Below are 14721 nucleotides of genomic sequence, written 5' to 3' on the forward strand. Positions count from 1 at the left end.
ATCGCTCATACAAATTTTTAAAGATAGGCGATCGCTGCCAACCTGAAAAGCCAAATTAAATTCTGACTTTATTAATTACGAACTACGAACTTGTACTGAGCAAAGCCGAAGTATTACGAATTACGAATTAAATCTTGTATTCTCACTATCATTTGCTCAACTTTCTCCGCATCAGGCGATTGAATACGCTGCAATATCTCCAAGGCTGCCTGCAAATAATCTAGTGCTTGATTGTGATCGCCCTGTTGTTCTACTATTTGCCCTAAGCAGCACAATGTCATAGCTTGAGTTTGGACATCGCCGATTTTTTCAGTGATAGCAAGGGATTGTTGATAAAGGGCGAGCGCTTCATTGATTTCTCCGGTATTGGCTTTGAGTCTTCCCAGATGGTGCAACGTCGCCGCTTTGCCTTGGACATCGTCGATTTTTTCTTTGAGAGCCAGGGATTGTTGATAAAGGGCGAGCGCTTCATTGATTTCTCCGGTATTGGCTTTGAGTCTCCCTATTTCGTGTAATGTCCTTGCTTTGCCTTGGACATAGCCGATTTGTTCAGTGAGAGCCAGGGATTGTTGATAAAGGGCGATCGCTTCGGTGATTTCTCCGGTATTGACTTTGAGTCTTCCCAAGTTGTGCAACGTCGCCGCTTTGCCTAGGACATCGTCGATTTGTTCAAACAGAGCCAGAGATTGTTGATAAAGGGCGATCGCTTCATTGATTTCTCCGGTATTGGCTTTGAGTCTCCCCATTTCGTGCAACGTCCTTGCTTTGCCTTGGACATAGCCGATTTGTTCAAACAGAGCCAGAGATTGTTGATAAAGGGCGATCGCTTCGGTGATTTCTCCGGTATTGGCTTTGAGTTGTCCCAAGTTGTGAATAATTGCTCCTTTTTGTTCTTCGTCTTCTGCTGAACAGATATTTAGGGCTTGTTGATAATGCTCTTGGGCTTTGCTGATATCACCTAATTCTTGTTCGCAGCGGGCTAATTCATGTAAGACCAAACAATCTTCAGCAAGTTCTAAAGTAGATTTGCATAATTGAAAAGTTTCCCGGAATCGGCTTTGACTGCCCCAACTTTGTGCCAATTTACCTGCTATTTTCACCACTATCTTGTCTACCTTTCCCAACAATGCCAACCGATGAATTTCTAACTGTTGTTCCTCAATTGCCCTTATCACCTCTTGCCACCAAAGACGATACAACACCTCAGCCGCTTGCTTATACAAAGCTGCCCCATCTTCCGGTAACTGCACAGGCAAAATGCGCGGCACTCGTAACGCCTCATCATGGCTCACTTCCAACAGTCCCAACGCCACTGCCCGACTAATATAATGTTCCAAATTGGGGATAGTTTCACAAACTGCGGCTAAAGCTTCCCTCGGTACTGGCAACTCAAACACCAAACCCCGTGACAACATCTCCCGCATGGTTGTATCCATCTGTTGCAGCAGCGCCTCTGCCAGAACTTGCTCTCGCAACTCCACCGGATCTGCTGCTAACCGATTCAAAATTGCCGCCACATCAACAGTTTTATTTTGCAGAATCTTATCCAACCATTCCAGCAAGCGGGGATTACCATCTGCCAACTTCTGCGCTTGCAATTTTAACGCCTCATCCACCTGAGATTTTGCACTAAAAGCAGTCAGGCGATTAAACTTTTTTTGCAAATCTGCGCCTTGCAGGGCATCCAACGGCTGCTTGTGGAAATACTGCAACTGGGTAAATTCAAAGTCGTAACGGCAGGTAATAATGATGCGGTGGGAAGTGGAATTTTCTCTAATTGCACAAACTAAAGCTTTTATTACCTCTGCTGCTTCTGATTGCAAGACATAACTCTGATTGCCAGGTTCTAAATTCACTTCAAAGTCATCCAGCACCAACAAAAACGGCTTTGCAGCATCATGCAACTGCTGGAAAACTCGCCGCAGCCGAAATCTCAATTCTTCATCGTAATTTTGTAGGCTTTTGCGTTGTTCGTTGTCATCCAACTTTTCCGCCAAGCGACTCACTAAACTAGCTTCATCAACTCTCCCCACCCAGACAACACGCTCAAAATTCGGCAGTCTGTCGCACAGCCTAGCTGCTAAACTACTTTTACCCAAACCGCCCATCCCATGAATCAACACCCCAACTTCATCGTTTGGTTGACTCAGCACCCGTAAACAATTTTGCAATTGCCGACGACGACCAACAAAACTCTCCCGCGTCGGGACTTTCACCTTACCCGCAGGATCTAAAAACTGGGTAGAAACAGAAAGCGGTGGTGCTGGTTTCCGTCCACGAGTCCGCAAAGGTGTGACTAATGAACTTGGTAAATTGCCTGCTGCATACAGCCGCAATAAATGCCAATCCCGCGCTTTGTTCTTAATTAATGCTTGATAAGTACAAGCAACAGCTTCGGTGATTTGCTTTCCGGCTGACAATTCCTCGTATAATGCAGCAGCTGCGGCTGTAGCATCAGGATCTAAAACCTTTTGACCCCAACCCAAAACCGCTTTTGCTCCCGATTTCAGCAATTCTTCAGCCATTGACGGCACAGATCCCGAATTGCCAGCTTGCCCAGTGCGACAACCAGAGAGGAAGATCAGTTTAGGCAGTCGGAATTGTAATTCTTGGGCAATATCTTCAGCACTGGTATAGTTAGCTTCACCTGTTGCCGTTTCTGTAATAAAGCGGGGTTGCCCATCTTGTAAAGTAGCATGACCCGTCAGGTGTAAAACATCAAAATATTCCCTGTCGTAACCATCGACTAAATAACCCAACTCCGACAAACAGCCGCTTTCTTCCACCGTCAGCGCTAAAGGTTGCCGCTTTGTCGCCTCCAAAATCCGTGCTTCCTCTCCCTCAAAATCCAGCACAGGCTCGACATTCAACGGCGAAGTCGCCATCAACAAAACTTGCAGCGCCCGGTTTTCCGGTTCCCCTGCAATAGTTAATTTTTTTACCGTGCTATCCGACACCCAACGCACCGGGACAACAGCCGGGACTCGCTCAACCAAAAAGCTAACGCCATCATGCAGCACTTCCCAAGGTAGATGGGCGAGCTTTTCAGATGTAGCGATCGCCAAAACAATCCCCTCACGCCGATACTTATCTAGTAAGGGTTGCAGCCAGCGATCGCTCCCATCTAACCAGTTATACAACCGCCGCCCAGTTACCGTATAATCCTCTGGGAAAAACGAAACGTAATAATCTCGCTCTGCCAACTCAATCAAATCGGCGATTTCTTTTACAGGGAGCGATCGCTTTTCATACTTATTTGGATTATCAATAAAGTAACGTAACTCTACGTAATTCTCATCAAGTGGCTTGAGGTCGAGGTGGAGGGTTTGCACGTTCTCAATCTTGAGACTTCAGTATTTACCCCAAGTTTATCACCGCCAATTCCGGAGATGTGATTTGTAAAGACGCGATTCATCGCGTCTCTACGATTCTAAAATTTGGCGAATCTTTTCTAGGGTTGCATCCTCTAAAAGAAGTCGCCTACCATTGCGCCCGACAGTTAACACCTTTTCAATTCTTTTACCAGACTGCTTTGCTTTATACTCTTGATACCACTTACGGATTTGTTCAGCAATGGCGATCGCACCCCCAACAATACCAACGATGGTAGCAACTGTTGCTGTTACTCCTTCTCTTTCCGGTGCATCTGAACTCACTGCATAGTTACCAGATATACCAGGAATTTCCAAAAGCGCCTCTGTTGCTGCGTAGACGCGTTCGCGTAGCGTCTCGGAGAGAAGCGGCTTGTCGTCAGACATCGCATCTTTACCCTCAATCGCCAACTGAATTTCTGCCATAGTGTTGATCTGCAAGTAACTCCAGGCTTATTTTAAACAACATTTCAAGGCAATTTCTTCTAAAAATTCCTAATTCTTGTCGTCAAGAATGTCTGAAAAACTAAATTTTCGGTTTTTAGTTCTCAATCAACTTACAACAAGGGGCTTAAGCCCCTTGTTTTGTTTTAGTCCGCGCAGACGGACTGCGCCTGTGTAAAATGAGACTGTTGGAATATATCCAAATCACGGTTATACTTTCTCATAAAACCACCAAAACAACTAGGCGGCAACGGCCAAAAAGTTCTTATTTTGGGAAAGATGTATCAGGCTTTAATAAGTATTAGAGGTGGCTGTAATGCCGACGATTCATTTTGTGGATGGTGAAAAAGGCGGGGTAGGAAAATCTCTCTTTGCCAGGACAATGATTCAGTATTGTCTGGATAAGAGAATCCCGTTTGTACCAGTGGAGACAGATAGATCGAATCCAGATGTGGCAGGGGTATATAAAGAAATATGTAAGTATGCTGTGTTTAGTGAGAACGAACGACAGGCAAATAAGGCAGATAGAATATTTGAGTGGGCCATAGAGAGGCCAGTAATTGTGAATTTAGCCGCACAATCGCATAGAGCAGTGCAGGGGTGGATTGAATCTAATCAATTACTTGAACTAGGAAGTTCGCAAGGAGTGATGTTTTGTAAATGGTTTGTATCGACAGGAGGATACGACAGCATCAACCTGTTTGCTCAGTCAGTGAATACTTACGGTGAAAAAATCCCTCATATTCTGGTGAGGAATTTGGGGCTGTGTGATGATTGGGAGCATCTAGAGTTAGACTCCAACTTTCAGAACATAGTAAATAAATATCAGATAAAAGTTATAGATTTTCCGAAGTTAGCATACAGAGAAAGAAACATAATTGACCAAAATCGCCTGACTTTTGCAGAGGCTAGAGAGTATAAAGAATTTGGGATAATTGGGAAACAGAGAGTAGTGAATTTTCTCAAGCTTGCTTATGGTGCTTTTGAGAAAGTAGGTATCTGGTATGAAAAAGTTGAATAGGAGTCATTAGTCATTGGTCATTAGTCATTGGTACTAATGACCAATGACTGAGGACAAACCCCAGCAGGAGATTGGATGGGTATGCGATGGCGTATCCGCCCGCCGGAGGTGATCGCAAAACGAATTTGACTACAATTCTTAGAAAGAGTAGCAAAAATCTAATGTCCAAAAAGTCTGATTCGCAGTTCCAAAATCTCTTTACTTCAGCCAAATCAAGCAACTGGGACGAAAGATTAGCCCAAATAGCCTATCGCTTTAACCGAGAGTATCAACGTGAAACCTTTGAACTCCCAACTGAAGTCCAGGCGATGCCGATATTCCGTGAGTGGATTGGAGGTAGTTTTTCAGGGAGAATTGCTTCCCCTTTTTGGGAAATTGCTCAACCTCAAAAAAACCAGCACTGTATAGATATTGGCTGTGGTATTAGCTTTTTAATCTATCCTTGGCGGGATTGGCAAGCATTTTTTCATGGGCAAGAAATTAGTAATGTGGCACGCGATACCCTTAATTCTCGTGGGCCACAGTTGAATTCTAAGCTGTTTAAAGGTGTTGAGTTGGGAGCAGCCCATCAGTTAAACTATTCACCAGAGCAGTTTGACCTTGCGATCGCAACAGGGTTTAGCTGCTATTTTCCACTTGGATACTGGAATGCAGTACTCGCAGAAGTTAAGCGAGTGTTAAAACCAGGTGGACATTTTGTGTTTGACATCCTTAACCTAGAACAGCCTTTAGCAGAAGATTGGGCAGTTTTAGAAACCTATTTGGGGGCTGAGGTGTTTTTAGAGCCTGTAGCTGAGTGGGAAAAAGCTATTAAGGCGGCTGGCGCTAAAATAGTCACGCAAAAACCAGGGGAATTATTCCAAATGTACAAAGTGCGGTTTTGAAAATAAGTAGCTAGGCGTTAATTCTGCCTATCTACTTAATCATCATTCCGGGATAAGTGGACTTGATGGATCTAAAGAAGTTGTAAAAACAAAATAGATTACCCCAGTTCCGAGAATCATCACAGCAAGACTGAAAAGCAATACCCATCTGTCTGTCGGTTCATAAGTATCTTCTTCGATATCACGACGGACAGCGAAATAGTGACTGGTTGAGAGCCACACCGTAATCAAACCCACCAACGAGAAGACTAAACCTAACTTCCAGCCGTTGCCGGGACGGGGCATCAAAGGTACTTGGAAGGCACGTAAACGCACAATAACCACACCAAAACCTAAAAGAGCGATCCCTGTCCGCATCCAAGCTAGGTAAGTACGCTCATTTGCCAAGTGATCTCGGATTCGAGAAGGATTAAGTCGCCCTGGCTTTTTTTGATCTTTATTTTCTTCTGTGGATTTCAATTTTAACTGCATCAATAACACTCTTATCCCCAAAGCGGCTCTTATCAAAAAAATGCGGAGGTAATAGGAAATCTCTTTCCAGATAACTCGCACCCAGCGCAATAGTTGCGCTATCAAAATATTTTTATTATGATTGTACATTTAATTCAAAATTTATTTTAATGCAGATATCGAAATAAAACAAGCCCGATGGAATAATTCAGAATTAGTAATTGATGCTAAAGGACAACTGTAAGTAACAAGGGGTCAAAAAAAAACAGCCAAGAATCAGAGAGATTTTCACCAGTGCAAGTCAGGTTTTTTCTCTAATTTTGGCTGTTACCCTGTTTAAATTGAGAACAATCATTCAAAAATAGACTATGCAGTTCAATTTCAAGACTGCTTGCTAGGTGCATTAGGAACTCGTGTCTCTATAACAGCCTGCGATATATCTGGGATAAACCAGTTAGCCTTATTGCTGTTAAGAACTTTCACCGTTGGAACATTTAATTCAATCGCACCAGTATCTGGATTGCTCTTAATCACCAACTGAGTTCCATCAAGGATTTTGAGAGCGACAGGGCCTGTCAATTCTTCACCTTGCCCATTCGGACTAGAAGTGAAGTTTGCTACTTTGAGATCGTTTGGTAGATAGATACCATCACAATCCCAGTTATTTTTTGTAGACTGACCGTTAGCTAGAAAATACAGACCATTGTCGTAGACGGCATCTTCATTGTCATCATCATTTGGTCTTTTACCGTATACAGCTATGGTATTACCTGTTTGGTTTTCACATTTACCCCAGTTAATTCCCGTCTCTAAAGCATATTTTTGCAGTGTTAATTCCTCGGTTCTCTTTTGAATTTCTTCTGGTGTCAGACCTTGAACTTGAGTTTGGGCATCTTTTGTTTGAGACAGTTCGTTCAGAGCTTTAGTGACTTCGATATAATCAGGGTTTTTGCTAAATTTTGGTCTATCAGCAAAAGAAGGTTGAGCGAAGGCTAGATTGGCGAAAATCATTAAGGCAATTAGCAGAGATTTCCAGACTTTCATGTTTTGATTCCTGTTGATGGGTAAGATATTTTGTAGTTTTAGATTCATTTTGCTAGGAAAATTCATCATGCACATCTTTCTAGATACTTAACTTTTCTTGTTCTTCACTCGAAGATTGAGTATTCAAACCTAATATTAATGAGAATATATAACTAGAAACTACAGATAAAAGAGTCCAGGTAACGTTTTCTGTAACAATAAATACGCCCAAACCAATCAAGATACAAGGTACAAAAGTATTGCCATTTTCAGTTAAAAAATGTGCGATCGCAGGCAAGTAGGTCAACTTATAAGCGGTATAACACCATACGCCCACTAGCGAAAAGAATACACTGAGTATAATCAGCAGACTATCTAATTCCGAATTGGCAAACAGAGGCACGTAGACGCTGATATTATCACTACCATTGGCAAAGGCGATCGCAGCGACGTTGCAAGTTTGCCCAGAGAAAAAGCTCCTAACTATAGAGGGACAAGATGGCTCGGTTTCTTCTGCACCTTCCTCTGGTGAATCCTCTTCGCGTTTTAGTAAACCACTCACACCAATGATTATTGGCATTAAACCAAGTAGTCTAATCCAGTCCTGCGGTATAATTAGTCCACCGAAAAACCCAGGAAGGCTAGCAACTATCAATGCAGCAAAGCCAAGATACTGACCAGCAAGGATGTGACGACTGCGGAACGTTTTATTTATTTGTGAAAAAAGCAACGTCAGAATCACAATATCATCAATGTTGGTGGCAGTGAATGCCGTGATCCCTGTGGTAATTGCAGTTACTAAACCGCTCATTTTTGGAAGTCCTTATTTTGATGCTTGGCAATTGGGCATTAATCATTGGCCATTTACAAACGACAAATGACAAATGACAAATGACTAAGTAAAAAGCTTTGATTTATACTTTAGTGAAACTAAACGATAGAATCAAATGCTTTTGTTTGTCAAAATGATAAATGAAAGTGATTAAACTTTTGGCACCAAGTTGTAGGGATACCATAAATGGCAGGAATGACCTTTGAGCAGCTAAAAATCTTTCTGGCTGTGGCGCAGCACTTACACTTTACTCGCGCAGCAGAGGAGCTTTATATTACACAACCTGCCGTCAGTGCAGCAATCCACAACTTAGAGCAAGAGTATGGTGTGAAACTATTCCATCGGATTGGTCGCCATATCGAGATTGCTGAGGCGGGTAAATTACTGCAAGTGGAAGCGCAAAAAATTCTCGATCAAGTTTCCTTGACTGAAAGGGGATTGCGAGAATTGAACAATCTGCAACGGGGTGAATTGAAATTAGGGTCAAGTCTGACAATTGGTAACTACTGGCTACCAAGTAAGATTAGTGAGTTTAAGAGCCGATATCCCGGTATTCAGATTAACTGTAGCCTTGCCAATACAGAAGAGATTTGTCTAGGAACAGCCACAGGACAGTTTGATTTAGGTTTGGTAGAAGGAGATGTGAAGCCAGCACTCCAGAGTACTCTAGAGTATGAAATAGTGGGGAGCGATCGCTTACAAATAGTAGTAGGCCAAAAACACCCTTGGTTTGAGTGGGGAGAAATTGACTTAAGCCAATTGACTAAAACCCCTTGGGTGATGCGCGAACCAGGTTCTGGAACCCAGCAAAGGTTTGAAGAAGCCTTACAAAATTGGGAAATCAATCTCAGTGAACTAGATGTAATTTTAGTATTCAACAGTGGAGAGATGACAAAAGCAGCGATCGAAGACGGTGTCGGTGCGATCGGAATTTCTGAGTTGATGGTAAAAAAAGAAATACAACTGGGAACTCTACGAGCAATTCGAGTGATTGATAATAGAGACGGTAACGGCGCGATGCCTACGGGGGTCACTGAGCCTGTCCTGAGCGTAGCCGAAGGGCGTAGCCGAAGTGCGGGCTACACCTACGCAGAAATAGTTCGACCTTTTTTCAAACTCAAGCATCGTCAGCGTTTTCAAACTGCTCTTTCCAAAGTCTTTGAACAAATGTTGATCTCATCTATGTCAGATGGCTCACATCAACATATATCAACATCACTTATTTGAAATAAAATCATTTCCACTGCTCATCTAGTAACATTAAATCCTTTCGTATCGAATTATTCCTCTTTCTTTTCCCTCTGCGCTCTCAGAGTCTCTGCGGTTTTTAAGCATTCAGATGCTAATTGCTTTGCAAAACTGTCCCTCTCCGGCTTGGAGTTACAGTGTACACACATCTCTTTACAAAACCAAAATTTTGTAGATCCTCCTAAATTCTCCGATAAATTGGAGGACTTTGAGAGGTTCTTGCCCCCTTTTTTTAAGGGGGTTGCGGGGATCAAAAGCTTGTGGGACAACTCTTAAAGACTTCTAAACCTCATCTATGTTGAAATCTAGAGTTTTTTAAAAGATATATTCATGTAGGTTGAGTGGAGTGAAACGCAACCCTACATTACCACCTTATTTATGTTGGGTTACGCGATCGCTGCACCCAACCTTGTATCTTAGAAATAGTAGTACACCGTAGCCGACTCAAACAGGGACAGACTTGAACGAAAGTTCAAAGCCGGGAGAGGTTGGTGGAACTCACACCTTCCGCATATTTCTACTAATGGGGTCAAAACCTCTAGAAAACCGAGTGCTTTCATCGTAGTAAGCGCCAGTCAGATTCGCTCCATATAACTTGGCATAGTTGAGTTTGGCTCCCCGGAGATTGGCTTCATTCAGTTTGACACCGCTCAAATTAGCTCTAGTCAAATTCGCTTTTGCTAAGTTAGCTCTACTCAAATCTGCTCCCCAGAGTTTAGCTTTAGCTAGGTTAGCTCCACTCAAGTCAGATCCCCATAGATTTATTCCAGGCAAATAGGCTCCAATCAGCCTGTTCCTACTCAAGTTGACGGCTGGAAAATATCTTTCCCCTGCGGCAAAACGCCTTTTTAATTCCTCTGTATTCACGATCGCCACCCAACAAGAATCAGATTTATATCTCTAATATATAAGGTGCTTCGATTGTAACTGCCATAATAGAGGTTGTTTATTTAATATCTGCAATTACTCCAATTTACTCAAATGCACATATCTAATATGGCAATCAGCTTAGATTTCTGGTCGCGCAGCGTGGCATAGCCATAACTATTTGCGTAGGATGCAATAAGCTGCTCGGCATTTAATTTGTATAATTAAGGCGAGCAAGATGCCCACCCCACAAGATTTTTATTTAATTTGATTATTCTACTTAGAAGCTTTTCAGCTTAGGCAACAGTTAAGAAGCTTCTTTCAGTTGTACTGAATGTTTTCAGAAATCAAAGATGAGTCCGATAGAACAAGTGATAGTAATTTCTTCCTTTGAATATTCGGGTATGCGATTATTATTGCTGCAATTAATAGATTTATCGTAATAAATTATTAATCAGAGTCGTCAAGAAATCAAGATAAGATTTCATGAAATCAATATACCAATCACATTAAATGCTTTCCAAATTATTATTTTTGACTCTTGTTAGCATTAGCGGGTAATTTAGCCATCCTGTAGCTGATTTTATGACGATGCAAACGATTCCTTCGGCTACAGTACAGTTCAAATAGCGAAATCAAATATTTTTAGTCTACTTTAACTGTAAAATAACCTCAACATGAGATTATATTTAATTATTTTCTTACAGAAAGAGTTATGGTCTTTAAAACAGCAACCGAACAGCTGATCGTCCTAAAAAATGTCAGCAAATCTTATCAGCAGCCCAACGGCCAACAGATTGTCATCCTAGAAAATATCAATCTTGAGTTACGTCCAGGGGAGATCGTTGCATTACTAGGGCCTTCCGGTTCCGGGAAATCTACTTTAATGCGGATAGTTGCTGGGTTAATTCCCCCCAGTCAAGGTGAAGTCACATATCATAACCGTCCCCTAGTTGGTTTAAATCCTGGGGTAGCAATTGTTTTTCAAAGTTTTGCCCTTTATCCTTGGTTAACTGTACTAGAGAACGTAGAACTAGGTTTAAAAGCCAAGGGAGAAGCGCCAGATTCTCGACGGCAAAAGGCGCTACGAATGATTGATATTATTGGTTTGGATGGGTTTGAAAATGCCTATCCTAAAGAACTTTCTGGGGGAATGCGTCAGCGAGTTGGATTTGCTAGGGCTTTGGCCGTAGAACCAGAACTGTTATGTATGGATGAGCCATTTTCGGCATTAGATGTGCTAACGGCAGAAAACTTGCGGTTTGAATTATTAGATTTATGGTTAGAACGTCGCATACCCACCCAAGCTATTCTCATTGTCACCCACGGGATTGAAGAAGCGGTAATTATGGCGGATCGAATTATTGTTCTCGGACGCAATCCGGGAAGAATTCGGGCTGACTTACCTGTGACTTTACCCCATTATCGCGATCGCAAACATCCAAGTTTTCAAGCCCTGGTAGATCGGGTTTATACAATCATCACCAACCCCGAATTAGAAAAAATTGAGCTACCAACGACTACCTCTGTAGAACCTGCAACACCACCAGCAAAATATCAATCTTTACCATCTGTGCGAATTGGTTCCATTGCCGGTCTTTTGGAACTTTTAGAAGATCGTCAAGAAAAAGACTTATATCGCCTCGCCCAAGAATTGCAATTAGAAGTAGATGATATTTTACCCATTGTAGAAGCTGCAAAATTAATGGATTTTGTAGAACTTGCAGAAGGCGATATTAGCTTGAAGCCAGTCGGACACGAATTTATCAATGGTGGTATTGATGAACGCAAACAAATCATGCGATCACAACTCTTAGCTAATATTCGCTTGGTACAGCAAATTTACCGTCTTCTGGAAGCGAAAAATAATCAACGCATTCCAGAAGAACTGGTATTAGATATCCTAGAAAGTCACTTTAGCCCAGAAGAAGCCGAACGACAATTAAAAACCGTCGTTGATTGGGGCCGTTATGCCGAAATTTACGGCTACGATGAGCCATCGGGACAAATATTTTTAGAGCAAGTTGTTATTAGTCATTAGTCATTATCCCCCACTCCCCAATTTATGACCCGACCCCTCACTCCTGCGAATAAAACTCTAGGACGTAGCAATTGGACTTGGCAAGATGGATTGCTGATTCTGGTAATTTTATCTTTCATTGTGGCAATTATTAGAACTGCTTCTAAATTTAGCGGTACTTTTGAACCTGAACTCACAATTTCGACAAACATCAATGCTTTGCCAGAATATACAGCCCAAACCCTGATCCGCATGGGGTTGGCTTACTTTTTATCGTTAATTTTCACCCTATTGTATGCTTATACTGCTTATCGTTCTCGAATTGCAGAACGTATCTTAATTCCAATGTTGGATATTCTGCAATCGATTCCAGTATTGTCTTTTTTACCAGGTGTGGTACTAGCTTTGATTTCTCTATTTCCGGGTCAGAGAATTGGTGTAGAACTAGCAGCCATTTTGCTAATTTTTACTGGCATGACGTGGAATATGACTTTTAGTTTTTATCAATCTCTTCAAAGTATTCCGCGAGAATTACTAGAAGCATCAAGGGTTTACCGCCTTAATCCTTGGCAACGCTTTTGGACATTAGAGTTACCATCTGGTGTGATTGGTTTGGTATGGAATAGTGTGATGTCGGTGGCTGGAGGTTGGTTTTTTTTAATTGCCATTGAGTCATTTACTTTGGGGAATAAAGATTTTCGTTTACCAGGATTAGGCTCTTTTTTAGGCACAGCAGCCAACAAAGGAGACTTTAAAGCGATATTTTGGGGCTTGGCATTGCTGATTGGGATCATTGTCGCAACTGATTTTTTTGTGTGGCGGCCACTGATTGCTTGGGCAGAAAGATTTAAGTTAGAGATGATTGAAACTGAAAATGCACCCCAATCGTGGATATTGGATACTTTCAGGCGATCGCCTACTTTACGCGCAATTAGCGATCGCGTTTTTCAGCCATTACAAACAGCCTTAGACGACAGTTTAATTCGGTCGTTTCCCGTACGTTCAGTACCTATAAATGCCAAAGGCAACCTCAGCTTGCCAAGTTTTTTAAATTGGGTATTTGTTAGTGGCTTCAGCTTAATTGTCCTGTGGGGTACTTGGGAAGCCGTGCTACTATTACGGACTCTAGGCTGGGATGATTGGCAACAGGTGATGAAAGGCGCTATGTTAACGGCGTTGCGGGTAATAATTGCTTTGATATTATCATTGTTGTGGACTGTACCTGTGGGAGTAGCAATTGGTCGCAATCGACGGTTGGCTCAAGTATTGCAACCATTGGTACAAATCGCCGCTTCTGTGCCAGCAACAGCCTTATTTCCAGTGTTGTTGCTGGGTTTAACCCGCATTGCTGGCGGTTTGCAGATTGGTGCGATCGCTCTGATGATGCTAGGGACAATGTGGTATATCCTGTTTAATGTCATTGCTGGGGCACAGTCGATTCCCTCAGACCTGATCGAAGCAGCTTCGGTGTATAAACTCTCACGTTTACAACGTTGGCGAACTTTAATTTTACCTGCAATTTTTCCCTACCTAATTACAGGAATTATTACCGCCGTTGGTGGCGCTTGGAATGCCAGTATCGTCAGTGAGTATGTTACATTTCAAGGGCGAGTAATTAGTACTTCTGGATTAGGGGCAACAATTTCTCACGCCACAGCAACAGGCAATTTCTCACTATTATTAGCTTCGACAGCGATCATGTCTCTGTTAGTAGTGTTGACCAATCGTTTAATTTGGCGACCTCTTTACAATCTAGCTCAAGAGAAATATCAATTATTGGTTTAAAGGTTTGTAGTCAGGGCTTCGGCCCTAGAGTTAGGTAGAACCGGAATCAAAGTCCCCCTTTTTAAGGGGGATTTAGAGGGATCTAGAACTTATAATCGAACTAAATCAAACTCTGTGGGATGGGCAACATGAGCCCCCCAATTATGCAAGTTAAATGTGGAAAAGCTTACATTTACTTCACTGGGATAATTTCAAACTCGAAAGTACCGATCAAACGGTCATTAATATAGACTTCTATCCTATGCTTACCAACCGGATCGCCAGGAGTAATCGTCCAAAAATTCTCAATTACACCCTCTGGAGCCGATTGTGTGCGCCGTGTCACAGATGTCATCCCGTCTGGTGACATTGAGAAGTCTTCACCGCGATCTGTACCCCAAGTTTCTGGAGGTTTTGGTAAACGCAATACTTCGCGCCATTTTACTTCACCTTGGTAGTCTTTGAGTTTAATCCGCCATCCGTAGGCGTTTCCCTCCTGAAGTGGCACTCTTGTTGTCTGTAAAATGGTAACGTTACCTTTGGAGTCAACTCTCTTCAGCCCAAACTCAGCTTTACTAACAGTAATCTGTTTTGTATTTGTTGGCACAGGGGATGATATGACATTTTCTACCACAACAGAAGTAGCGTTGATTGGCTCAGAACATATAACCCCAGATATTAGCCAAGAGGAAGCTAGCACAGCAGTAGCAGCCCAAATTCTCATTAGTATCTTCCTGTCAGACTTTTGGTACTTATTCAAGTAATCTGACACGTTTTCCGGGCTATGGTTGCTGATG

At 42.3% G+C, this 14721-nt stretch carries 12 protein-coding genes; 5 read left to right on the forward strand and 7 right to left on the reverse strand.

The annotated features are described in order from the left end of the window. Positions 1 to 113: 113 nt before the first annotated feature. Positions 114 to 3332: a tetratricopeptide repeat protein gene (locus FBB35_RS05825; RefSeq protein ID WP_174708875.1), complete on the reverse strand. Its 3219-nt coding sequence runs from the start codon at positions 3330 to 3332 to the stop codon at positions 114 to 116. A 90-nt stretch (positions 3333 to 3422) separates the two neighbouring features. Further along, positions 3423 to 3797, reverse strand: a complete 375-nt coding sequence (locus tag FBB35_RS05830) for a hypothetical protein (protein ID WP_174708876.1) — start codon at positions 3795 to 3797, stop codon at positions 3423 to 3425. 334 nt (positions 3798 to 4131) lie between these two features. On the opposite strand from FBB35_RS05830, the gene FBB35_RS05835 reads away from it, so the two are divergent. Next, entirely contained in the window at positions 4132 to 4836 is a 705-nt protein-coding gene (locus tag FBB35_RS05835) for a mobilization protein (protein ID WP_174708877.1), read from the forward strand. Positions 4837 to 4997: 161 nt separating this feature from the next. Beyond that, complete coding sequence (locus tag FBB35_RS05840; RefSeq protein ID WP_174708878.1) at positions 4998 to 5720, forward strand: class I SAM-dependent methyltransferase; 723 nt, start codon at positions 4998 to 5000, stop codon at positions 5718 to 5720. A gap of 42 nt (positions 5721 to 5762) precedes the next feature. Here the strand turns inward: FBB35_RS05840 and FBB35_RS05845 are convergent, their stop codons facing one another. The 3 genes from FBB35_RS05845 to FBB35_RS05855 all read right to left on the reverse strand — a co-directional run bounded on the left by FBB35_RS05845 (position 5763) and on the right by FBB35_RS05855 (position 8004). Then, positions 5763 to 6320, reverse strand: coding sequence for a YidH family protein (locus FBB35_RS05845; RefSeq protein ID WP_368041823.1), 558 nt, complete (start codon positions 6318 to 6320; stop codon positions 5763 to 5765). A 231-nt stretch (positions 6321 to 6551) separates the two neighbouring features. Next, positions 6552 to 7214: a hypothetical protein gene (locus FBB35_RS05850; protein WP_174708879.1), complete on the reverse strand. Its 663-nt coding sequence runs from the start codon at positions 7212 to 7214 to the stop codon at positions 6552 to 6554. 79 nt (positions 7215 to 7293) lie between these two features. Then, positions 7294 to 8004 (reverse strand): cadmium resistance transporter, encoded by a 711-nt coding sequence (locus FBB35_RS05855; protein WP_174708880.1) that lies wholly within the window; start codon positions 8002 to 8004, stop codon positions 7294 to 7296. Between the two features lie 207 nt (positions 8005 to 8211). On the opposite strand from FBB35_RS05855, the gene FBB35_RS05860 reads away from it, so the two are divergent. Beyond that, positions 8212 to 9252, forward strand: coding sequence for a LysR substrate-binding domain-containing protein (locus FBB35_RS05860; RefSeq protein ID WP_174708881.1), 1041 nt, complete (start codon positions 8212 to 8214; stop codon positions 9250 to 9252). 519 nt (positions 9253 to 9771) lie between these two features. Here FBB35_RS05860 and FBB35_RS05865 read toward each other — a convergent pair. After that, a complete protein-coding gene (locus tag FBB35_RS05865) occupies positions 9772 to 10140 on the reverse strand; it encodes a pentapeptide repeat-containing protein (protein WP_012411934.1) in 369 nt (122 codons plus the stop codon). Between the two features lie 715 nt (positions 10141 to 10855). On the opposite strand from FBB35_RS05865, the gene FBB35_RS05870 reads away from it, so the two are divergent. Continuing rightward, positions 10856 to 12181, forward strand: a complete 1326-nt coding sequence (locus FBB35_RS05870; RefSeq protein WP_174708882.1) for an AAA-associated domain-containing protein — start codon at positions 10856 to 10858, stop codon at positions 12179 to 12181. A 24-nt stretch (positions 12182 to 12205) separates the two neighbouring features. Continuing rightward, on the forward strand, positions 12206 to 13945 hold the full coding sequence (locus FBB35_RS05875) for an ABC transporter permease subunit (RefSeq protein WP_174708883.1): 1740 nt from the start codon (positions 12206 to 12208) through the stop codon (positions 13943 to 13945). A gap of 172 nt (positions 13946 to 14117) precedes the next feature. Here FBB35_RS05875 and FBB35_RS05880 read toward each other — a convergent pair whose 3' ends face one another. Further along, positions 14118 to 14648: a hypothetical protein gene (locus tag FBB35_RS05880; RefSeq protein WP_174708884.1), complete on the reverse strand. Its 531-nt coding sequence runs from the start codon at positions 14646 to 14648 to the stop codon at positions 14118 to 14120. Between the last annotated feature and the right edge of the window lie 73 nt (positions 14649 to 14721).

It is taken from the genome of Nostoc sp. TCL240-02 (assembly GCF_013343235.1).
GTDB lineage: Bacteria > Cyanobacteriota > Cyanobacteriia > Cyanobacteriales > Nostocaceae > Nostoc.